The sequence below is a fragment of the Tenacibaculum finnmarkense genomovar ulcerans genome, from assembly GCF_900239495.1.
GTDB classification, from domain to species: domain Bacteria; phylum Bacteroidota; class Bacteroidia; order Flavobacteriales; family Flavobacteriaceae; genus Polaribacter; species Polaribacter ulcerans.
The window spans coordinates 72,627-95,770 of record NZ_OENE01000035.1 but is presented as its reverse complement, the minus strand read 5'-3'; the positions used below and the strand labels follow the sequence as shown (position 1 = coordinate 95,770).

The following is a 23,144-nucleotide window of genomic DNA, read 5'->3' as shown; positions in this document are numbered from 1 at the left end:
ATACATTCGTTACCTTGAAAATAAAACGAGGATTATCTATGATTATTGCTAAAAATATCCATAAATACTATGGTGATGTTGAAATTTTAAAAGGCGTAAATCTTCATATTAAAAAAGGAGAAATTGTTGCGATTGTTGGTCCTTCTGGAGCCGGGAAAACAACACTTCTTCAAATTTTAGGAACTTTAGATAGCCCTCAAAAAACACAAGACTACGAGTTATTATTAAATACTATTTCAATCAAAGGATTAAGCGATAAAGCTATTTCTTCTTTCAGGAATAAACACATCGGATTTATTTTTCAATTTCATCAATTACTACCTGAATTTACAGCACTCGAAAACGTGTGTATCCCTGCTTTTATTAGCGGAAAAGCGAAATCAGCAACTCAAAAAAGGGCAAAAGAATTATTATCATTCTTAGGATTATCGCACAGAGAAAACCATAAGCCAAACGAACTTTCAGGAGGAGAGCAACAACGAGTAGCCGTTGCGAGAGCCTTAATTAACGAACCAGCTGTTATTTTTGCCGATGAACCATCAGGAAATTTAGATTCTACCTCAGCAGAAAATTTACATAAATTATTTTTTGAATTACGAGACAAATTTGGGCAAACCTTTGTACTAGTAACCCACAACAAAGAATTAGCTCAAATGGCAGACAGAACCCTGACCATGAAAGACGGTGTTATTGTTGATTTACTATCGAAATCTTAAAAACTTTAAAATAAAAAAAGCGAAACTTTAAGTGTTTCGCTTTTCTATTTTTTATCAAAATTTTTAATTATTCTTTATAATTTTCGTTAAAAACGGGTAATAATACTCCGCCATATACGCCCCTTTTTTCTTTCCTAAAACATTTCCTTTTGAATTAACCACAACCACTGTAGGAAACGCATTAATTCCGTACCTATATTGCAATTCCTCATTTTCTTTTTTAGCTGCTACCGAAACCAAGTCTCTATTTCTAGGAAAATCGGCTTTATAAAAAATTAAATTCCCTTCAGAAAAGTTTTTAAATTTCATTGTTTCAAACAGTTCTTTATCAACTCTTTTACATGGATGACACCAATCTGAGCCTGTAAAAAACACCAAAATAGGCTTATTCTCTACTTTTGACTTTTCAATAGCTGTATTAAAAGAACTTTCCCATTGTATTTTTTGTGATTCAGCTTGGTGAGCTACAGTATGTTCTTGCGCAAAAGATATTTGTGCTCCTAAAATTAACACTAAAGTTAAAAATATTTTTTTCATTGTGATTCTCATTTTATAACTCAAAAATATCAAAAATAATACCAAAAACTAAAAAATTAACGATTTATTTCATTGATTATAAAATCAGTAAATAATTTTTCATCTTTTATAAACGTACTTTTTATCGAAATATAACACACCTTTTTAAGCTGATCTTGCAAACGCATATAATCTTTTTCGGTGGTTACAATTATTTTATTATTTGCTGATAATTTATTGAAATCTGTTTTTATTTTTTCAATATCATTGCTTGTAAAATTATAATGGTCAGGATATTTTAAATGCGTATATTTTATTTTTTCTTCCGATAAAAACTGTAATAACGAAGTAGGGTTTGCAATTCCTGTAACCAATAAAACTTCTTTATTTTTTAAATCTGAAATAGTCAAATTTGCATCACTTCCCTTTAACTTTTCATCATAAGAAATTGTTGTGAAAAATAATTTCTGATGCTTTTTAAGCTTCAATCTTTCCTTAATTTCTTGCTGTTTTTCTTCAGATAAATTTTCAGGACATTTGGTAACAATAATAATTTTTGCACGATCGGCACCACTTCTCGCCTCTCTTAAATTTCCTGTTGGCAATATAAAATCATCGACATATAAATCATTATATTTTGTCAATAAAATACTTGTACTTGCCCTTACTTTTCGGTGCTGATACGCATCATCTAATAACACAACTTGTAAACCAGCATCATTTTTTAATAAATTTTGAATCCCGTTAGTTCTATCGGCATCAACTGCAATGCTGGCATCATTTTTAAATTTCGTATAAAATTGTAGCGGTTCATCGCCAACATCAGCAGCAGAATGTGTGTCATTTATCAATTGAAAACCTTCCGTTTTTCGTTTATAACCACGACTTAAAACGGCAATTTTATAATCATCTTTTAACAAACGAATTAAAAATTCAATTTGTGGCGATTTTCCTGTTCCGCCAACGCTTAAATTTCCTACGCAAATAACAGGAACTTTAAATTTAGTCGATTTTAGAACATTTATATCAAAAAACAAATTGCGAATTTTTGTAATAACATCGTATAAAATGGCAAACGGAAACAGTAAAAAACGTAGTAATTTCATAGCCTCAAAAGTAAAAATTATTTTACTAGCAAAAACAAGCATCTCTTTAAATTATTTTTTTCATCAGAATATATTAAAAATTATTTGAAGCTATTTCCCGCTTTCCGCACTCGCTTTTTTTATTTTTTCGAAAAGAAAAATAAAAAAGAGCTCAAACAATTGCTGCAATCGGGGCTAGGCATTTTTACTAATTTTAAGCTTTTTCGAATATTTATAACCTATTTAAAATTCAATAAACTGTCAGTTCGAGTGATTTTTTTCTTTCAAAAAAATTGTATCGAGAACTTTTTTAGCATCAAAAAAAATCAAAATTCATCAATATAAAAGAATTCAAATTCTCGATACAATTTTAATTCCTTTTAGTCATTAAAATTACTCGAATTGACAAAATCATTCAAAAAAACTCAAATAAATAGACCTCACAGGTTTTTAAAAACTGTGAGGTCTGAGTTTAACTAAATAATTTAATTTTAAACAGACGCTATCTTCTTTCAAAAAATAGATTATTAAAATAAAAATCGGATTATATCCAATTTTAGTAACTTTGAAACATCTTTTTTAAACTCAAAAAAATGCAAATAAAAGACGTTACCAATTATATTGAAGAACTAGCCCCGCTTGCTTATGCCGAAAGTTTTGACAATGTTGGCTTATTAATAGGTGATTATTCTACAAAAGTTACAGGTGTTTTAGTAACTTTAGATACTTTAGAGAAAACTGTTGATCAGGCAATTGCTGAGAATTGCAATTTAATTGTAAGCTTTCACCCGATTATTTTTAGCGGATTAAAAAAAATAAATGGCAACAATTATGTTGAACGTGTTGTTTTAAAAGCCATTCAAAATAATATTGCCATTTATGCAACTCACACCGCTTTAGACAATGTAAACAATGGTGTTTCAGCTAAAATGTGTGAAGTTTTAGGGCTTCAAAATTGCAAAACATTGATTCCTAAAAAAGGAATTATTAAAAAATTAACCACCTACGTTCCAATTAAAAATGCCGAAAAACTACGCACAAAACTCTTTGAAGCAGGTGCAGGAAATATCGGAAATTATGACAATTGCTCTTTTAATTTTCAAGGAACAACAACCTATAAAGGAGCTGAAAGTTCAAATCCGACGGTAGGAGAAAAAGGCGAATTTATATCCGAAGAAGAAATCGCTATTTCAGTGAGTTTTATCAATAATTTAGAAGGAAAAATACTTAAAACGCTCTTTAATAATCATCCGTATGAAGAAGTTGCTTACGAAATAATTACTTTAGATAATAGTCACCAGAATATAGGAATGGGAATGATTGGCGAGTTTAAAACTCCGATGAATGAACATGATTTTTTAGCCTTTGTAAAAAAAACATTTAAAACAGATTGTGTTCGACATTCCGAATTATTAGAAAAACCGATTAAAAAAGTAGCCGTTTTAGGCGGTTCAGGGAGTTTTGCTATCAAAAATGCCCTCAAATTAAATGCCGATGCTTATATAAGTGCCGATTTTAAATATCATGAGTTTTTTCAGGCAGAAGGAAAAATAGTCCTTGCCGATGTTGGGCATTATGAGAGTGAACAGTTTACAAAAAACCTTTTGATTGATTATCTTCGTAAAAAATTTAGTACTTTTGCAATTACTTTAAGCGAAGAAAGTACAAATCCAATACACTATATATAAACAGAGATGGCAAAAAAAGAAGTAACGGTAGAAGAAAAATTAAGAGCGTTATACGATTTACAGTTAATCGATTCTAGAATTGACGAAATCAGAAACGTTCGTGGTGAATTACCTTTAGAAGTTGAAGATTTAGAAGATGAAGTTGCCGGATTAAATACTAGACTTTCTAAATTAAAAGAAGAAGCTGCTAGTTTAGATACTGATATTAGTAATAAAAAATCTGCAATTATCGAATCTAAAGCGTTAATTGTAAAGTATGAAGAGCAACAAAAAAACGTTCGTAACAATCGTGAATTTGAAGCTTTAACAAAGGAAATTGAGTTTCAAGAATTAGAAATTGAATTATCTGAAAAAAGAATTAAAGAGTACAAGGTTAAAATAACTCAAAAGAGTAGCGTTGTTGACAGAACCAAAGAAAAAGTAAAGCAACAACAAAGTCATTTGACCCACAAGAAAAATGAACTTGATAGTATCTTAAAGGAAACTGAAAAAGAAGAGCAATTATTAAAAGAGAAATCTGAAGAATATGCCTTATCTATTGACAAGCATTTATTAACTGCTTATAACAGAATCCGTACTAAAGTAAGAAACGGATTAGCTGTTGTTGCTATTGAGCGTGGTGCTGCTGGTGGTTCTTTCTTTACAATTCCTCCGCAAATTCAATTAGAAATTGCAAACAGAAAGAAAATTACAATTGATGAGCATAGTGGGCGTATTTTAGTTGATGCTGCTTTAGCTCAAGAAGAAAAAGAAAAGATTGATAGCTTATTTATATAAGTAATTCTTATTTTTAAATATATATAAAAAGCGCTCTTTCGAGCGCTTTTTTATTGTTGTAGTTTTAGTGAAAAATATTGTAAAAAAGCTATAAAAATTCGCCTTAAAATTAAAAGAATCTCGGTGATCTATACTTTTGACCTCTCGATAGTTCGTATTGCAACATAATTTCGTGAGTTCCTGAATTTGTTACATTATAATTAGAGGTTGTTAAATCATACGAATATCCGATAAGTAAGGTGTTTGAGGCTTGAAAACCTAAAAGAACACTTACCGCATCGTCCCATCTCCAACCTAAACCTGCTCTAAATTTATCTTTAAATAATAAATTTGCTGATAAATCTAACGATAATGGCGCTCCTGAAACAGCTTTTAAAAGTGCAGCGGGTTTAAATTTAAAATCATAATTAATATCATACACATATCCTGCTATTAAAAAAAAGTGCATTCTTTCAACCGCTGTTTTTCCTAGTGGTATTTCTTGATCGTAATGTTCTGTTCTTAAAATATTCGGCACCGATAATCCTACATACCAATCTGGCTTGTAATAATAAATTCCTGCACCAATAGTTGGTAAAAATTTACTTACATTTTGCCCAAAAGCAGCTTCTGTATCAGTTGCTTCTCCTTTACTCCAATCAATATTTAAGAAACGTCCTCCTAAACGTAAACCAAATGCTAAACTAGCATCTACATCAGTTTGAATAGTATATGACAGGTTGCTATCTAGGTAAAATTCTTTTGATGGACCTATTTCATCATTCATTATATTAACCCCCAAACCTAAACCTGAAGAGCCTATAGGCGTGTGATAACTTATATTTTGAGTTTCTGGAGCACCTTCAAAACCAACCCACTGCGTTCTACCGATTACCGTAATAATGCCGTAATAATTAGAACCTGCATATGCCGGATTTATATTCATGGTGTTATACATATACTGTGAATATTGAGGATCTTGCTGTGCCTGTGTAGTTGTTATGGTACATATACTAAATACAAATACACAGATTATACTTAAAAATAACTTCATTTTATGTAATTTTTTTATTTTATGAATACGAATTGTAACCGTATTTAGTATTAAAGCTCATTTCTTACTTTTTTAGGCGCTCCCAAAATGCGCTTTTAAATTTAAAAATCTTCTACAAAAAGATAAGAAGCCTTAAATTAATTAGTTACAAATATATCATATATTTTGATAAAAGATAAAACTAACTAATCTTGAATTTTTTTAATTTTTCAATAACAATATCAATATCATCAAGGCTTGTTAATTTACTAAACGAAAATCGTACCGAAGTTTTTTGAGTTGCTTCTTCATTTAAAAAAGCTCGCAACACGTGTGACCCCTTACTAGCTCCGCTTTGGCAAGCACTTCCTCCTGATGCCGCTACCCCGTGTAAATCTAACGTAAAAAGCATCATTTTATCTTGTATCGGAAAACGGACATTTAATATCGTGTAACTACTTTTTTCTAAATTTGCTGATGCACCATTAAACTCGATATTTTCAAAATTAGTATTTAACTGTGCTATAAAATACGCCTTTATGCTTTGAATATGTTTTTTATCTTCAAATAAAGACTCATATGAAATTGCCAAGGCTTTTTCCATCCCTAAAATTCCATGCACATTTTCGGTACTCGCCCTAGCACCTCTTTCTTGTTCGCCTCCATATAATAAAGGTTTTATCGAAATCCCCTTTTTTACATAGGCAAAACCAACACCTTTTGGTCCATGAAATTTATGCGCACTTGCGGCAATAAAATCAATCGGTGTTTTTTGTAAATCTAACTCATAATGACCAATTGCTTGTACAGTATCGGAATGAAAATACGCCTTATTTTGTGTGCATAATTCTGCTACTTTATCAATTGCTAATAAATTTCCAATTTCATTATTTACATACATTAAACTAACCAAGGTTTTTTCGGCAGATTTTTCAGCCGTGTTTGCTGTATTTTGTTTTAAAATAGCTTCTAATTCTGTTAAATTAATAGCACCTTTTTTATCTACAGAAATAAATTCTACGGTTATTTGGTGTTTTTTCTGAAGATATTCAACAGTACGCAACACCGCATGATGCTCTATTTTAGAGGTAATAATTCTTGTGACTCCTAAATTTAAAACAGCATTGTATAAAATTAAATTATCGGCTTCTGTACCACCTGCTGTAAAAATAATTTCGCTTGCCGATACATTAAAGCGTTTGGCAATATTTTTTCGAGCCGTTTCTACAGCTGCTTTGGCTTTTCGACCAAATTGATGCACAGAAGATGGATTTCCAAAATTTGCTAACATTGACGCATTGATTACCGCAACAACTTCGGGTAACATGGGCGTGGTAGCGGCATTATCTAAATAAACAGCTTTCATAAAATAAATATATAATTAATTCGGATTTTGATAAATGTAAACTTCGGTAGCTCCTTTACCATATTTTTGATAAGAAGCATCATAATATTTTACAGGATAATTATTCAACAAATAATCTAGTTCGGTTTTTAAAACGCCCTCTCCTATTCCGTGAATTAACACCAATTTCGAAATACTTTTTGAAATACAATATTCCAATTTATGCTTTGCGGTTTCTAACTGCAATGACAATACTTCGTAATTATCCATGCCACGGGTAGATTTCACCAATTTATTAGCATGTAAATCTACTTCCATAACCACTTCATTCTTGTCTTTTACAAAAAAAGATTTTTTCTTTTTAACAGGTTCTTGCGTTTTTTGTTGCAACAGCGCTTTTGAAACACGTGTTTGCCTACTTAATTCATATTGTTCTACCTGAATTTTAATTAATTCTGATGCTAAAAAAGGATACTCCATGCCATCTTGATCTTTAACAAAAAACAGCTCCTTTTCTTTCCTTGTTATAATCCCCCTAATATCAGCATCTAGCACCGATACTTTATTTCCTATTTCGAAACACATACTTAACCTTTATTTAATTTAAAAAAAGAGCTTTACAGCGTATTTTTGCAAAAATTGCATCTTACAAAAGAACTCTAAAAAAATGATAAACACTAAAAATATCAGTACAAAAATATTCTTTGAACAAGCTAAAAAAAATATAACAATTAGCCCTGAACGCAAAGAAGTACTTACTGATATTGCACACTTAATTACCAAGGAATATCAAGAAAGAGAAAGAATAAATTTAAATTTTATTTGTACCCACAATTCAAGAAGAAGCCAATTTGCACAAGTTTGGAGTTTTTTTGCTATTGAATATTTTAACTTAAAAAATATTTTTGCATACTCAGGCGGAACAGAAACAACTGCTTTTCATAGAAACACGGTAAAAAGCTTGCAAAAAACAGGTTTTGAATTTAATATTCAAGATTTTTCGCATCAAAACCCTCGATATTTAATTTCTTTTAAAGGATGTAAAAACAACATTTTAGGATTTTCAAAAACCTATGACGACCCTAATAATAGTTACCCATATATTGCCATTACAACCTGCGATAATGCCGATGAAAACTGCCCTTTTATTGCCGATGCTATTGATCGATTTCACCTAGCATACACCGATCCAAAAAGTTCAGACAACACCAATACTACTGTTGAAAGCTATTTAAACACCAGCAAACAAATTGCTGGTGAGTTATTTTATATTTTTGAGATGATAAAAAAAGAACAGTAGCTTATACTACGGTATTTTTATCATACGGAATACTCTTTAATACATGATTAATTACGTTAACTCTAGCAATTGTTTTTCTATTTGCTCGAATTACTTTCCAAGGAGATATTTGGGTATTTGTTTTAGAAAACATAGCTCTTTTGTAGTCAGTATAATCATCCCAAAGTTCTTGGGCTTTTAAATCTACAGGAGTAATTTTCCATTGTTTTAATGGATTATTTACAATTTCTTTAAAACGTTTAGCCTGTTCTTTTTTATTGATTGACATATAAATTTTAACCAATCGAATGCCCGATTCTAAAATCATTCTTTCAAAATCGTTTACCTGATTCATAAAAATTTGATGTTCTTCATCGGTACAAAAACCATTCACAGGCTCTACCACAGCACGGTTGTACCAGCTTCTATCAAAAAAAACAATTTCGCCTGCCTTAGGAAACTGCTCTACATATCGCTGAAAATACCATTGTCCTTTTTCATCTTCATTAGGTTTTGGCAGCGCTACAATTCGCATATGACGTGGGTTAATTCTTTCGGTCATTCTACGGATAGCACCTCCTTTTCCGGCAGCATCTCTTCCTTCTAAAATAACAATAATTCGTTCATTTTTATGAATACCCCAAGTTTGCATGCGAATTAATTCTACCTGTAATTTTTTAAGCTTGCGTTCGTAATCTACATATCGAACAGCTTTTTCTAGGTTTAACGGATTCGTTAATAACGACTTTAACCCCTTATTTGTATTCAGTTTATTTACGGCTGCTTGTGTTAATTTTTCCATGTTAATCTAATTGTTTTGCTGAACGATAATAACGCATTACGATATTAGGATCTGGATTATTTACTATTTTATTTTCTGATGCTTCTTGGTAATCAAATTGCGATAATACATGACGGATGCACTCTATTCTTGCTTTCTTTTTATCATTTGTTTTCACCACAATCCATGGGCTGTACGTAGTGTGTGTTTTACTAAACATTTCTTCTTTATAATACGTATATCTACTCCATAGCTCTTGTCCTTTTTTATCTACAGGACTAAATTTCCACCTTTTTAAAGGATTGTCATTTCGAGCATCAAAGCGACGCATTTGCTCATCTTTTGAAATAGACAGCCAAAATTTAATAATCGTAACACCGTCTTCATGTAACATGTGTTCAAATTCTGGTACCTGAGCAAGAAATTTTTTATATTGATTTTTACTGCAAAAGTCCATTACAGGCTCTACCACAGCACGGTTATACCAGCTTCTATCAAAAAAAACAATTTCGCCTGGATTTGGCAATTCTTTAATATAACGTTGAAAATACCACTGTCCTTTTTCAACATCGGTTGGTTTATTTAACGCTACTAAACGCATAGATCGAGGGTTTAAATGCTCCATAAAACGACGGATATTCCCTCCTTTTCCTGCGGCATCTCTTCCTTCAAAAATAACTGCTACTCGCTTGTTATTCTTGGCAATCCACTGCTGTAATTTCACCAATTCTATCTGGAGTTTTTTCAACTCTTCTTCATAGGTTATTTTTTCAAGAACCTTCTGTATTGGTATTTCTTTTTGTTCAATTAAAGCTACTAATTCATCTGTTGATGAAATACTTTCAAAATCTTCAATGGTAAGCATTTTTTTATTTTTCATTTAAAAAATTTAAGTTGAAATACGCTATATTTAACCCTACATTGCTAAAATAAGACGATAATAATTGCTATGAAACAAAAAATCTTTTTTTTTTTAATCCTCTGTAAAACAACTCTTTTTGCACAACAAAAACAGGCAAAAGAATTTAGTATTTTAACCGATAACGATTTATATATTTCGCTAGAACAAGACAGGTATTACACCAATGGGCTTTTTTTAAAGTATCGGTATTTGGCTAAAAAATGGCCTAAAAATATTGATAAAAAAGTAATTGAAATCCAAGTTGGAAACCAAATGTACACGCCTTTTAAAGCATCTGTAGAACATCCTAAAAACCATGACCGTCCTTTTGCAGGGTATTCCTTTGGAAGTTTTGCTGTTTCTAAATTTTATAAAGACAACAGCCTATTAAAAACAACCCTACAAATAGGCATACTTGGCGCAGCAAGTAAAAGTAAAGAGCTTCAAAGTTTTGTACACAACTTGTATGGTTATACTAAAATAACAGGTTGGAAATATCAAATTAAAAACACCGTTGGCATCAATTTAAAAATAGCTTACATAAAAAGCTTATCAAAAGAAACATTTACAGATATTAACTGGATCAACAGCTTTAATATTGGAACAATTCACACCAATTTAGCCACAGGTTTTTACGGAAGATTAAGCTTAAAACCACTTGAAAAAATTACAAATTCGATTGCTTTTAACGCAAATTTAAATAACGAAAAAACCGCTTATACTAACAAAATAGAATCTTTCATTTATATAAAACCAATGCTTCATTATATTGCCTACGATGCGACCATTAAAGGCGGTTTTTTAAGCGATAATAAAAGCCCGATTACCTACCAAATTACTCCATTTAAAGTTACCACAGAAATAGGAATTCGTTTTACAGCGAATCAGTATAATTTTGGTTACACTATAAATTATCACAGTAAAAAACTAAAAAGTGTCCGTGTGCCTGACTACAATTTTTACGGAACACTACAATTTAATTACCTATTTAATTAAATTGTTTATCTGAATGAAAAAATAATTTTTAAAATCGTCAAATTACGATACCTTTGCACATCTAATAAACAGAAAACATACTCAATGAAATTTATCGTATCTAGCTCTCAGTTATTAAAACAATTACAAGTTTTAGGAGGTGTTATAAACAGCAATAACACATTACCTATTTTAGACAATTTCCTGTTCGAACTAGCTAATAGTGAACTTCAAGTATCATCGTCAGATCTTGAAACAACGATGAGTTCAATTATAGCCGTAGAAAGTACCGATACAGGAGCAATAGCTATAAATGCTCGTTTATTACTAGATACCCTAAAAACATTTCCTGAGCAACCACTTACATTTAACGTAGAAGGAAGCAGCATTATTGAAATTATTTCAGAACAAGGTAAGTACGACATGGCGTATTTTAGCGGTGACGAATTTCCAAAAGCTGTTGAATTACCAGCACCTAGTAGTACTGAAATTCCGTCACATATTTTAGCTACGGCAATTTCAAAAACAATTTTTGCTGCGGGAAATGATGATTTAAGACCCGTAATGAGTGGTGTGTTTTTTCAATTTAATTCGAAAGAATTAACTTTTGTAGCTACTGATGCACATAAATTAGTAAAATATACCCGTACCGATGTTACTACTGAACAACCAGCGGAATTCATCATGCCTAAAAAACCTTTAAACTTATTAAAAGGGATTTTAAGCGGATCAGAAAGCAATGTTATAGTAGAATATAACGACACTAATGCAAAATTCACTTTTGAAAATGCCGTATTAGTTTGTCGTTTAATTGATGGGAAATATCCTAATTATGAAGCGGTAATTCCTAAAGAGAATCCAAATAAATTAACTGTTGATAGAGCTTCTTTTTTAAACTCTGTACGTCGTGTTTCTATTTTTTCTAGTAAAACTACGCATCAAATTCGTTTAAAAATGGCAGGAACAGAATTAAATATTTCTGCCGAAGATTTAGATTATTCAAACAAAGCGGATGAACGTTTACAATGTGATTATCAAGGTGATGATATGCAAATAGGCTTCAATTCTCGTTTTTTAAGTGAAATGCTTAATAACTTAAATTCAAACGATGTTTTAATTGAAATGTCTTTACCAAACAGAGCCGGAATTTTAACACCTATTGACGGAACAGATCAGGGTGAGCAAGTTACCATGTTAGTAATGCCAGTAATGTTAAACGGATAAAAAACACTTATAACTACAAAAGCCACATATTCAACTATGTGGCTTTTTTTTCATCAAAAAAATAGTGTAGCTTTTTTTTCTTATCCTTTTTCGCTTCAAAAAATGATAAATAATTGTAAATTTACGCTTTTCAAAGCTATTTATAAGAACACTTTAACCCTATAAAAACTTATTAAAGTAATTGCATACTCGTACTCTCATATTCGTTTTTTGGAGTCTTTTTTTGAGTCAAATATTAGTTGCTCAAAAAGATTCTACAGCTGTAAAAGCTAATCAACTACAAATAAGTAGCAATAAATACAATCCATTGTCGCCAAGTAAAGCCGCTTTTTATGCTGCTGTTTTACCTGGAGCTGGGCAAATTTATAATAAAAAATACTGGAAAGTACCCTTTGTTTGGGCTTCTTTAGCCATACCAACTTATTTTTATATTGATAATAGTAATGAATATAATCGCTACAGAACTGCTTTTAAACTAAGATCACAAGGAGTTAGAGATGAATTTACCAATGCAGAAGGTAAAGAATTAATTTCTACTCCAGGTTTAGAAAATGCACAAAAAGTACTTCGAAAAAATAGAGATTTATCTTTATTAACAGGTGTTTTATTCTATGTTTTACAAATTGTAGAAGCAAGTGTAAACGCCCATTTATTACAATTTGATACCGACGATAGTTTGTCGTTACAACCAATGGTCTACCCTGACCCATTATTTATAGAAGCCCCAAAAGTTGGTTTAACTTTAAAATATTCCTTTTAATATGAAAATAGCATTACTTGGCTATGGCAGAATGGGTAAAGAAATTGAAAAAATTGCTTTACAAAGAGGTCATGAAATAATAATTAAAGCATCAGGAACAGCAACATACGATATTACAAAAGCCGATGTTGCTATTGATTTTAGCATTCCAGATGCCGCTTTTAATAATATCAGTCATTGCATTAACAACCAAATTCCGGTTATTTCAGGAACTACAGGATGGTTAGAAAAATACGATTCTATTGTTGAATTATGCAACCAAAAACAAGGGGCATTTATCTACGCTTCTAATTTTAGTTTGGGCGTAAATGTATTTTTTGAACTAAATAAGCAACTCGCTAAAATGATGCAAACTTTAGATCAATACACTATTTCTATTGAAGAAATTCATCACACAAAAAAATTAGACGCACCAAGTGGAACAGCAATTACTTTAGCCGAAGGAATTATTGAAAACAGCGCTAAAAAAGCATGGGAATTAGACGCTAAAACATCCGAAGAAAACATTCCTATTACCGCTATTAGAACACCCGATGTACCAGGCACACACACCACAACCTATGATTCTATTGTTGATTCTATCGCTATAAAACACACCGCTCACAACAGGCAAGGCTTTGCTTTAGGTGCTGTTATTGCTGCCGAATGGCTGGCTGACAAAACAGGTGTTTTTACCATGAGAGATGTGTTAAATTTAGGTTAATAATCGTATAAGAACGTAACAACCGCCTACATAAAAACACTAATAATATTGAATATAATTCCTACTTTATAGGAACAAAAAAATAGCTACATTATGACATTTTCAGAATGGTTTTTATTCTTTTTAATACTTCAAGTAATCCACTTTTTAGGAACTTGGAAACTCTACGTTAAAGCTGGTAGAAAAGCTTGGGAAGCTGCCTTACCTATTTACAACGCAATTATTTTAATGCAAATAATTAACCGCCCGAAATGGTGGGTAATTTTATTATTTATTCCTGTTGTAAACCTTTTAATGTTTCCTATTCTTTGGATAGAAACCTGTAGAAGTTTCGGTTTTAATAAAAAAACCGACACCCTTTTAGCGGTTTTTACACTTGGTTTTTATATTTATTATATCAATTATTTAACCGATACACCTTATATTGAAAACCGTAGTTTACAGCCAAATTCTACCTTAGGAGAATGGGTAAGTTCTATCGCTTTTGCTATTATTGCAGCAACACTGGTGCATACTTATTTTATGCAACCTTATACCATTCCAACCTCATCTTTAGAAAAAACTTTATTGGTTGGTGATTATTTATTTGTTAGTAAATTTCACTACGGAGCGCGTATTCCTAGTACTACAATTGCCGCACCAATGGCACATGATACCCTTCCTGTTTTAGGTGTAAAATCTTTTATTTCTGATGATAAAAATAAAGATGGATTTTTAAATAAAACCTCGTTACCTTATATGAGAATTCCTGGTTTTCAAAAAATTAAACGCAACGATATTGTTGTATTTAGTTGGCCTGCGGATAGTTTAAAAACCATGTGGGGCGATAAATCGGGCGTAGCAACTTATAAGCCTATTGATAAGAAAACAAATTACGTAAAAAGAGCCACAGGTATTGCTGGCGATACTTTAGAAGTGCGTGATGGCTATGTCTTTATCAACGGAAAAAAAACAATTTTACCAGACAGAGCAAAGCCACAATGGTATTTTAAAGTGGATACCCAAGGTGTAAAATTACCAATGGAAACCATCAACGAATTTAATATAAATGGTGAAGGAAAAATGTCTAATGATGGCATCTATTATTTTAATTTAACCGATGACGAAGCTGCTTCTTTAGCAAAAAACAGCTTGGTAAAAAGTGTTACAAAACGCATAAGACCAAAAGGAACTTATGACGCTTCTGTTTTTCCTCACAGCCCAAAATACGCTTGGTCTTCTGATAATTTCGGTCCTCTTTATATTCCAAAAGCAGGAAGTACAGTTCCTTTAAATGAAGATACCATTCCTTTTTACGAGCAAATTATTCGTAGGTATGAAAATAATAATTTAACCATTTTTGGGGATGCTATTTATATCAACGGAAAAAAAGCAACAAGCTACACTTTTAAACAAGATTATTATTGGATGATGGGAGATAACCGTCAAAACTCATTAGATGCAAGAAATTGGGGATATGTTCCTTTTGACCATGTGGTTGGTAAACCCGTGTTAATTTGGCTAAGTTGGAATCCTAACGCGCCTGATTTTATGTCGAAAATAAATTCTATTCGTTGGCAAAGAATGTTTACCACAGTTGGCGGAAGCGGAAAACCTACCTCATATTTATGGTTAGCCCTTTTACTAATTGCAGGGTACACACTTTATAGTTTTAAAAAAGATAAAAAGAAATAAATGGCACTTTTTATACCTACCTATTTTGCGCCTATTTCGCAATACGCCGCAATTTATAACGCTGATTCTGTAGTGTTTGAACTTGAAGATAATTATCAAAAACAAACCTACCGAAACCGATGTGCTATTTATGCTGCTAACGGAAAATTAAACCTAAATATTCCTGTAAAACATTTACTTACAGAGAGTAGAAAAAAGAGTAAAGATACCTTAGTTGAAAGTGATATTCCATGGCAACAACAGCATTTTAAATCCTTACAATCGGCGTATAAATCATCGCCATTTTTTGAGTTTTTTGAAGATGATATTGCTGCAATATTTCATAAAAAATATACGTATTTACAAGATGTAAATATTGATGCACATTTATTTATTACCGATGCTTTACAAATTGATGATTCGTTTACAAAAACCGTAGATTATCAAGTAACACCAAATATTCCCGATTACAGAAATTTGGCAATTGCTAAAAAAGGTGTTGAAATTGAAATGGAACGCTACATTCAAATTTTTGATGACAAACATGGATTTATTCCTAATTTATCCATTTTAGATTTACTTTTTATGGAAGGCCCAAATGCAAGTACTTTTTTAGAAAATATTACAATTTAAGAGCCTATTTAAATTTTACACAAAAAAAATCTCAGATAAATTAATTTATCTGAGATTTTTTAGTTTTATTAAGAAAATCAAAACAAGCTGTCAGTTCGAGTGATTTTTTTCCTTCAAAAAATTGTATCGAGAACTTTTTTATCTTCAAACTCAATAAAAACTAAAATTCTCGATACAATTTTAATTCCTTTTAGTCATTAAAATCACTCGAATTGACAAAATTAAAACCTCCAGCACACAATACGTGTTACTTTATTTCCTTGGCTCATCGGAATTACTTTAAATTCTTTTACTTTTAATTTCTTAGCAGAAACCTGTAAATTTTTCACATTTTCTTTTCTTGAAACTAAACTTGTAAACCATTTACTCGATTCTGGCTGTAAAGAACTTTCGTATAAATAAGTATGTAAAAAAGCTTTTTCACCTCCTAAATACCATAACTCATTATGATTTCCTGCAAAATTACGTACGGCGCTATTTCCTAAATTTCTCGATTTTCTTAAATTCGCACCTCTTGCCTCATTTGCCGATTTATAAAATGGCGGATTACACATCGTTATAGTAAACGACTCGTTTTCATTTATAATTCCTTTTAAAATATTCATTTCATCAATTTGATGACGTAATGTAATTTTATCGCTTAAATTATTATCATCGATAATATCTTGTGCAAAATCTAACGAATCTAAATCAATATCAACCGCTACGAAATTCCAATCATAAGCCGATGCACCCAATAATGGATATACACAACTTGCTCCTGTACCAATATCTAAAACGGTAACTTTTTCTTCTTTATCGCTAATTAAATCGGCGATATGATGAATATAATCAGCTCTTCCAGGAATTGGAGGGCATAAATTTGCATCAGGAAAATTCCAATCTTTAATATTATAATATGCCGCTAATAAGGCTTTGTTAAATTCTTTAACCGCTACTGGATTTGAAAAATCAATGGTTTCTTTATCAAATTTTTCAATAATAAATTCCGAAATTGCAGGATATTTTTCTTTTAAAAAGTTAAAATCGTATCCATCTTTGTGCTTGTTATTCTCGTGTAATCCTTTTTTATCTTCCATGCTAAAATATCAGTACTGTAAATTCTAATTGTAAAGGTTTTAACCCTTTTTTTAATTCTTTTATCAAAATATTTCCGTGCGCTAAATAATATTCAGAAAAGTTTCGTTGACGCTCTTCTAAACTTCCATTTGGCAATATTTCGTTTTGCAAAAATACAATTCTATCTACAAAGTTTTTATGTCGGCGTTTTTCTGCTCGCAACCAGCGTTTTTCTAAAGATTCTAAACCATTTAACTGTTTCTTTTCTTGTGCATTTACAGCGCCTACAAAGGAAACATCTGTTTTTTCAGCCAATGCTCGTAAAGTAACAAATTGCTGCTTTAAAAACTCTTTCTGCTCGGTGAAATCTATTTTTTCTTCCGATATCTCTAACACTTTCTTTTTAAGCAACTCACTCTTTTTCAAGAAAATATCTTCTAAACTAATGGTTAATTTAGTTAATTTAGTTGCTTGTTTTTCAGAAATTATCTGTGCCGAATTTCGTAATAATAAAATAGGAAACGGCACTTTTACCGCTTCAAAATAACTTTTTAATTCTAGCCAATACGCCAGTTCGCCACCGCCACCAAGATAGCAAAGATTTGGTAAAATTACCTCCTGATACAACGGACGCATAATTACATTTGGTGAAAATCGGTCGGGAAATTGAGCAACTTCTTCTAGTAAATCGTTTAAAGCCCAAGAAATATCGGTGTTATTTACCTTATAAATATCATTTTCAAAAACAATACGTTCTCGAATTTTATCGGTTAAATAAAACAAATTAATTTCCCGTGGATTTACTTGAATTTTATAATTTTTACCGAAATCTTTAATAGTTTCGCTTACTTTTTTATACGATGTTTGACTTTTTAATTCATTTTCGATAAACGGAATAAATACTTTTTTCAACGATTTTTCATCGGCATCAATAATTACCAAACCATATTCACCAAATAATTCATTGGCAATATAACGGGTTGCATCGGCTAAATTTGCGTGTTTTATATAGGCTTTTTCGAATAATTCCTTTAAAAATACCGCATTTTTTGAAGCGCCTAAATGTTCTGAAAACACCGCTAAAACTTCTGCCAATCCTTGGGTTGAAAAACGCCCGACAGCCCCTGTTTGATCAGAATTCCACTGTACTTTTTTTCCTTTAAAATTAAAGTAATTGATTTCTTCAAAATCATGATCTTCGGTAGCCATCCAATAAATAGGCACAAAGTTTTGCTTCGGATATTTTACCGTTAATTCTTCCGCTAAATTAATGGCTGTAATAATTTTATATAAAAAATACAACGGTCCTGTAAACAGATTTAACTGATGCCCTGTGGTTACTGTAAAGGTGTTTTCTGAAGATAAACTCGCAATATTTTGCGCTGTACCTGCTGTTGTTGTTACTTTTAAATATTGTTTTTCTAAGGCTGTAACAAGTGTTTTTCTTGTGTCTTTTGAAAAATGAGCTTTTTTCGTTGCTATTTGCTTTTCAAAACCTTCTAAAGATGAAAAATTATCATAAAAAGGTGTTATTTCTGCTGATTCCTCTAAATAATCGAGCATTGTTTTAGAGAAAAAACCAGTTTTTTTAAAAGGGATATTTGTTACTTTCATAGACTTATTTTTTTCTTTGAAACAAGGTGTAAATATACGGTCTTTCTCCGCCATTCGGGTTTATAAAAGTGTAGTTAAATGCCGTTATTAATGAAAATTCTGCACCTAACTTTTCTTGTAACATTTCGGTGTTGTAGCGTTTTAAGGGCAAACCTGAACATTTTTCAGCGCCATCTAAGGCAAAAACAGCAATAATTACAAAGCCATTATCCGCCACTATTTGTTTTAATAAATTGAAATAAGCTGTTTGTTCTGCTTCTTCTAAAAAGAAATGCAACACCGCTCTATCATTCCATAAATCAACAGGTGCGAGGTTTTGCAACTTTTTAGGCGCTAGTAAATTATCGGTAATAAAAGTTACTTTTGACGCTGTTTCGCCAAGTCGTTCCTTTAAAATATTCAAGGCTTTTTCTGACACATCATTTGCCTTTAAATTAGTGTAACCTTCGGCTAATAATTCATCAATTAATAAGGACGAACCAACACCTATATTTAAAATACTTGCTGTTGATTTTAAACCTGTTTTTGTAATTAAATCAATGGTTTTTGTTGATTTTTCTTCAAACCAACCTAATTCTTGCGTTGATTTGTTAGTATAAGCAGCATTCCAATGTGCTTTATGTTGTGAAATTTTACAATCACTTTTGTTTGTCGTCATAGTTCAAAAATACTAAAATTTGATAGGATGCCGAAAACAATACAATAATCTAACATTTTTTTATGAATTTATAAATTCAAACGGTTTTAATAGCGACACTAGTTTCAAACTAAATTTAGTTGAGTTTCGCTTGCTGATTTACTGTTGTTTTTAGCTTTTTTTTGATGATTTTGGTTAATAGTTGTCAATTCGAGTGATTTTAATGACTAAAAGGAATTAAAATTGTATCGAGAATTTGAATTATTTTATTTGATGCTAAAAAAATTATCGAACCGATAGCTTGTAATATTCTAAGGAATAAAAAGCTGGTTTTTTGTGCAGTAATTTACTTGTTTGTAAAAATGCCTAGCCCCGATTGAAGCTTTGTTTGAGGGCTGTTTTATTTTTTCGTTTTAAAAAAAAATAAAAAAAGCGAGTGCGCAAAGCGGGAAATTGCTTCAAATTAATCTTAGGGTTTTAAATAAAATATCAAATTAGATCGTAAAACACCTGTTTGACTAAAAATTACTACCTTTAAAAACGCTAATTAATCATTAAAAAAGTACGCTTATAACAGCAAAAAACTATGCAATTTAAACATCCTGAAATTTTATATTTTTTAGTCTTTTTACTGATCCCGATATTGGTTCACTTATTTCAATTACAACGTTTTGAAAAAGTTACCTTTACCAATGTGGCGGTTTTAAAAAAATTAGTAACACAAACACGTAAAAGTTCTCGCATAAAAAAATGGTTGATCTTAGCTACGCGTTTATTGTTGCTTACCGCTTTAATTTTAGCCTTTGCTCAGCCTTATTTTGGCAATCATAAAAGTGATGAACAGCAACATTTTTTCATCTATTTAGATACTTCTTTAAGTACAAATACAGCAGGTGAAAAAGGCGATTTATTGCAAGTTTCGATACAAGAAATTATTGAAAACACGTCAGAAAAAGCACACTATTCTTTGCTGACAAATACCAATTATTTTCAGCATAAAACAGCTGATGAATTGAAAGATATTTTATTAAACGTTAAAAATACGGCTAAAAAAATGGCGTTAAAAACGGTTTTCTTAAAAATGTCGAGCGAGCTATTAAAAAATAAAAACAGCAAAAATATTATAATTTCTGATTTTCAAAATATTGAAAATACAGCACTTAATCAGTTGCCTGAAAACACTAATTTGGTGCAATTAAATCCGCAAGAAAAAAATAATATATCTATTGATAGTATTTTTATAAACACCAGTACAACCAATAATTTTGATATTGAAATTAGCATTAAAAATCAAGGAAATGCAAAAAAAGAACTGCCAATTTCACTTTATAACAACGATAAACTAATTAATAAACAGGTTTTTTCTATTGCAGAAAATGACAGTAAAAAAGTAGTGTTTTCGATTGTTAACACGGCTGATTTTTTAGGTAAAATTGAATTAAACTTTAAAGATACCTATTCTTTTGATAATTCGTTTTATTTCGCAATTAATGCCAATTCTAAAATTAAAATTTTATCTATTGGTAAAAATACTAACTTTTTAAAACGAATTTATAGTGATGATGAATTTGATTTTAAAGCTTTAAACACACAAAACTTAAATTATAATTTAATTGAAAAACAACATCTTATTGTTTTAAATGAAATTGATAAATTACCTGAAACATTGATTGCAAGCTTGGTTGATTTTTCAAAAAAAGGAGGCGATTTAGTTATTATCCCATCTAAAAATGCATATATTTCTTCTTACAATAATTTATTAAAACAACTTAAAATAGGCAGTATAAATACCACAAACAACCATCAAAAAAACGATAGTTTAAAAATTACAACAATTAATTACAAGCATCCGTTATTTAAAAATGTATTTGAAAAAGAAATTAAAAATTTTCAATATCCTTTTGTTAAAACAGCTTATAATACGGCTTTTAAAAACGCCAATACCATGTTGTCTTTTGAAAACAAACGTCCGTTTATACAGCAAGTAAATACGGAAAATTCAACAGTCTATTTTCTGGCTTCTCCGCTAAATAAAAAGGCTAGTAATTTTATAAATTCGCCTTTAATTGTGCCTGTTTTTTATAGTATTGCCAAACATAGTTTACAACTTTCTAAAAGTTATTATACCATTGATACACAAAATAGTATTGCTATTAATCGCGTAACTTCAAAAAATAATATTCTTAGCATTTCAAATACTAAAAACTCGTTTATTCCGCTACAACAAGCGCTTCAAAATAGTGTGAAAATCACTACAAATAGCCAGCCTTTAAGCGCTGGTTTTTATCAGATAAAACAACAAGAAAACGTTTTAAAAAACATGGCGTTTAATTATCCGAAGCAAGAGAGTTTGTTGCATTTTTTAAATATAAAAACCCTTGAAAATAAAACAATTTCTAATTCGGTAAAACAAACCTTAATAAATAGTAACAACGAACATAAAATTCAATGGCTTTGGAAATGGTTTTTACTAATTGCCATTGTATCTTTGCTTGTTGAAATTTTGATCTTAAAATTCTTTAAACCATGACAACGCTATTAAAATCGGCAACTATTATTGATGCTCATAGCCCTTACCACCAACAAACTAAAGATATTTTAATTACCGACGGAATTATTACTAAAATTGATAGTAATATTGCCGACAAACAAGAATATCAAATTATAAAACTTGATAACTTACACGTTTCTACGGGTTGGTTTGACACTAGTGTTTGCTTGGGAGAACCAGGTTACGAAGAGCGTGAAACCATTAAAAATGGTTTACAAGTAGCAGCTAAAAGTGGTTTTACAGATATTGCTGTAAACCCAAACACAAACCCTGTTATTGACAACAAAGCAGCGGTTGAATTTCTAATTTATAGAGCCAACGGATTTGCCACAAATTTGCATCCAATCGGTAGCTTAACTCAAGGATCGAAAGGTATTGAAATGGCGGAATTGTACGATATGCAACAATCTGGCGCAATTGCTTTTGGCGATTATAAAAAGCCAATTGTTAACGATAACTTACTAAAAGTAGCCTTACTTTATACGCAAAACTTCAACGGATTAGCACTTAGTTTTCCTAAAAATAATTCGATTGCTGGCGAAGGTGTCGTTCACGAAGGTAAAAACAGTACACTTTTAGGATTAAAAGGAATCCCTGCTTTAGCCGAAGAATTACAAGTTTCTCGTGATTTATTTTTATTAGAATATACAGGTGGAAAATTACACATTCCTACTATTTCCACTAAAAAATCAGTGCAATTAATTAAAGAAGCTAAAAAGAAAGGCTTGGATGTTACTTGTAGTGTAGCGGTTCATAACTTGTTTTTAACCGATGATGAATTGCATCAATTTGATGGAAATAAAAAAGTAAATCCGCCTTTAAGAACTTCGGATGATATTAATGCTTTATTAAAAGGAATTAAAGATGGAACGATTGACATGATTACTTCCGATCATAATCCGATTGATATTGAGCATAAAAAAGTAGAATTTTCGAACGCAAAAGATGGAAGTATTGGTTTAGAAACTGCTTTTGGGGTTTTAAATTCAGTCTTAGATTTAGAAACGATTGTAACTTGTTTATCTGATAATCCGAAAGAACGTTTTGGACTTCAAAAAACAAGTATCAAAGAAAATGAAATTGCTAATTTATCGTTTTTTACTCCTGAAGGAACTGCTATTTTTACGGAAGAAGATATTTTATCAACCTCAAAAAATAGTGTATTTTTAGAAAAAGAGTTAAAAGGAAAAGTTTATGGTATTTATAATAATAAGCAACTAATTTTGAACAACTAA

Annotated in this window: 22 protein-coding genes; 12 read left to right on the top strand and 10 right to left on the bottom strand. The window is 30.9% G+C overall.

What is annotated here, in order from left to right; all coding sequences use genetic code 11:
• Positions 1-38 precede the first annotated feature (38 nt).
• Positions 39-716, top strand: a complete 678-nt coding sequence (locus DPIF8902391_RS10125) for an ABC transporter ATP-binding protein (protein WP_172505784.1) — start codon at positions 39-41, stop codon at positions 714-716.
• A gap of 63 nt (positions 717-779) precedes the next feature.
• On the opposite strand, the gene DPIF8902391_RS10120 is transcribed toward DPIF8902391_RS10125, so the two are convergent.
• Positions 780-1,253, bottom strand: coding sequence for a thioredoxin family protein (locus DPIF8902391_RS10120; protein ID WP_058884568.1), 474 nt, complete (start codon positions 1,251-1,253; stop codon positions 780-782).
• A gap of 56 nt (positions 1,254-1,309) precedes the next feature.
• Entirely contained in the window at positions 1,310-2,338 is a 1,029-nt protein-coding gene (gene lpxK / locus DPIF8902391_RS10115; protein ID WP_172505753.1) for a tetraacyldisaccharide 4'-kinase, read from the bottom strand.
• Between the two features lie 572 nt (positions 2,339-2,910).
• On the opposite strand from lpxK, the gene DPIF8902391_RS10110 reads away from it, so the two are divergent.
• Together DPIF8902391_RS10110 and DPIF8902391_RS10105 are read left to right on the top strand one after the other, a co-directional pair.
• A complete protein-coding gene (locus DPIF8902391_RS10110; RefSeq protein WP_172505752.1) occupies positions 2,911-4,005 on the top strand; it encodes a Nif3-like dinuclear metal center hexameric protein in 1,095 nt (364 codons plus the stop codon).
• A 6-nt stretch (positions 4,006-4,011) separates the two neighbouring features.
• Positions 4,012-4,782 (top strand): zinc ribbon domain-containing protein, encoded by a 771-nt coding sequence (locus tag DPIF8902391_RS10105; RefSeq protein WP_058884566.1) that lies wholly within the window; start codon positions 4,012-4,014, stop codon positions 4,780-4,782.
• Between the two features lie 109 nt (positions 4,783-4,891).
• Here the strand turns inward: DPIF8902391_RS10105 and DPIF8902391_RS10100 are convergent, their stop codons facing one another.
• The 3 genes from DPIF8902391_RS10100 to DPIF8902391_RS10090 form a co-directional block, all read right to left on the bottom strand.
• On the bottom strand, positions 4,892-5,815 hold the full coding sequence (locus DPIF8902391_RS10100) for a PorP/SprF family type IX secretion system membrane protein (RefSeq protein WP_172505751.1): 924 nt from the start codon (positions 5,813-5,815) through the stop codon (positions 4,892-4,894).
• A 181-nt stretch (positions 5,816-5,996) separates the two neighbouring features.
• Positions 5,997-7,160: a cysteine desulfurase family protein gene (locus DPIF8902391_RS10095; protein WP_058884564.1), complete on the bottom strand. Its 1,164-nt coding sequence runs from the start codon at positions 7,158-7,160 to the stop codon at positions 5,997-5,999.
• A gap of 15 nt (positions 7,161-7,175) precedes the next feature.
• Complete coding sequence (locus DPIF8902391_RS10090) at positions 7,176-7,724, bottom strand: Smr/MutS family protein (protein ID WP_058884563.1); 549 nt, start codon at positions 7,722-7,724, stop codon at positions 7,176-7,178.
• Between the two features lie 82 nt (positions 7,725-7,806).
• On the opposite strand from DPIF8902391_RS10090, the gene DPIF8902391_RS10085 reads away from it, so the two are divergent.
• Positions 7,807-8,439, top strand: a complete 633-nt coding sequence (locus DPIF8902391_RS10085) for a low molecular weight phosphatase family protein (RefSeq protein WP_172505750.1) — start codon at positions 7,807-7,809, stop codon at positions 8,437-8,439.
• Position 8,440: 1 nt separating this feature from the next.
• Here the strand turns inward: DPIF8902391_RS10085 and ppk2 (DPIF8902391_RS10080) are convergent, their stop codons facing one another.
• Both ppk2 (DPIF8902391_RS10080) and ppk2 (DPIF8902391_RS10075) read right to left on the bottom strand, forming a co-directional pair.
• Entirely contained in the window at positions 8,441-9,220 is a 780-nt protein-coding gene (ppk2, locus tag DPIF8902391_RS10080) for a polyphosphate kinase 2 (protein WP_058884561.1), read from the bottom strand.
• Between the two features lies 1 nt (position 9,221).
• On the bottom strand, positions 9,222-10,079 hold the full coding sequence (gene ppk2 / locus DPIF8902391_RS10075) for a polyphosphate kinase 2 (protein WP_101915865.1): 858 nt from the start codon (positions 10,077-10,079) through the stop codon (positions 9,222-9,224).
• A 69-nt stretch (positions 10,080-10,148) separates the two neighbouring features.
• Between ppk2 (DPIF8902391_RS10075) and DPIF8902391_RS10070 the strand changes: the two genes are divergently transcribed.
• From DPIF8902391_RS10070 to DPIF8902391_RS10045, 6 genes are all read left to right on the top strand, one after another.
• Positions 10,149-11,096 carry a lipid A deacylase LpxR family protein gene (locus DPIF8902391_RS10070; protein WP_172505749.1) on the top strand — a complete coding sequence of 316 codons (948 nt, stop codon included), beginning with the start codon at positions 10,149-10,151 and terminating at the stop codon, positions 11,094-11,096.
• Between the two features lie 84 nt (positions 11,097-11,180).
• A complete protein-coding gene (dnaN, locus tag DPIF8902391_RS10065; RefSeq protein WP_058884559.1) occupies positions 11,181-12,299 on the top strand; it encodes a DNA polymerase III subunit beta in 1,119 nt (372 codons plus the stop codon).
• Positions 12,300-12,522: 223 nt separating this feature from the next.
• On the top strand, positions 12,523-13,059 hold the full coding sequence (locus DPIF8902391_RS10060; RefSeq protein ID WP_198912941.1) for a DUF5683 domain-containing protein: 537 nt from the start codon (positions 12,523-12,525) through the stop codon (positions 13,057-13,059).
• Between the two features lies 1 nt (position 13,060).
• Complete coding sequence (gene dapB, locus DPIF8902391_RS10055; RefSeq protein ID WP_058884557.1) at positions 13,061-13,762, top strand: 4-hydroxy-tetrahydrodipicolinate reductase; 702 nt, start codon at positions 13,061-13,063, stop codon at positions 13,760-13,762.
• 93 nt (positions 13,763-13,855) lie between these two features.
• Positions 13,856-15,436: a signal peptidase I gene (gene lepB / locus DPIF8902391_RS10050; protein ID WP_058884556.1), complete on the top strand. Its 1,581-nt coding sequence runs from the start codon at positions 13,856-13,858 to the stop codon at positions 15,434-15,436.
• Positions 15,437-16,048, top strand: coding sequence for a WbqC family protein (locus DPIF8902391_RS10045; protein WP_172505748.1), 612 nt, complete (start codon positions 15,437-15,439; stop codon positions 16,046-16,048).
• Positions 16,049-16,269: 221 nt separating this feature from the next.
• Here the strand turns inward: DPIF8902391_RS10045 and rlmF are convergent, their stop codons facing one another.
• From rlmF to DPIF8902391_RS10030, 3 genes are read right to left on the bottom strand one after another with little or no spacing between them, the layout of a single operon-like run.
• The gene (gene rlmF / locus DPIF8902391_RS10040; RefSeq protein ID WP_058884554.1) at positions 16,270-17,127 is read right to left on the bottom strand and encodes a 23S rRNA (adenine(1618)-N(6))-methyltransferase RlmF; all 858 of its coding nucleotides are present in this window, start codon (positions 17,125-17,127) and stop codon (positions 16,270-16,272) included.
• Between the two features lies 1 nt (position 17,128).
• Entirely contained in the window at positions 17,129-18,721 is a 1,593-nt protein-coding gene (gene bshC / locus DPIF8902391_RS10035) for a bacillithiol biosynthesis cysteine-adding enzyme BshC (RefSeq protein WP_172505747.1), read from the bottom strand.
• 4 nt (positions 18,722-18,725) lie between these two features.
• Complete coding sequence (locus tag DPIF8902391_RS10030; protein WP_172505746.1) at positions 18,726-19,379, bottom strand: class I SAM-dependent methyltransferase; 654 nt, start codon at positions 19,377-19,379, stop codon at positions 18,726-18,728.
• Positions 19,380-19,944: 565 nt separating this feature from the next.
• Here DPIF8902391_RS10030 and DPIF8902391_RS10025 point away from each other — a divergent pair.
• Positions 19,945-21,888, top strand: coding sequence for a BatA domain-containing protein (locus tag DPIF8902391_RS10025; protein WP_172505745.1), 1,944 nt, complete (start codon positions 19,945-19,947; stop codon positions 21,886-21,888).
• Positions 21,885-23,144: a dihydroorotase gene (locus DPIF8902391_RS10020; protein ID WP_172505744.1), complete on the top strand. Its 1,260-nt coding sequence runs from the start codon at positions 21,885-21,887 to the stop codon at positions 23,142-23,144. The genes DPIF8902391_RS10025 and DPIF8902391_RS10020 overlap by 4 nt, the downstream gene beginning before the upstream one ends.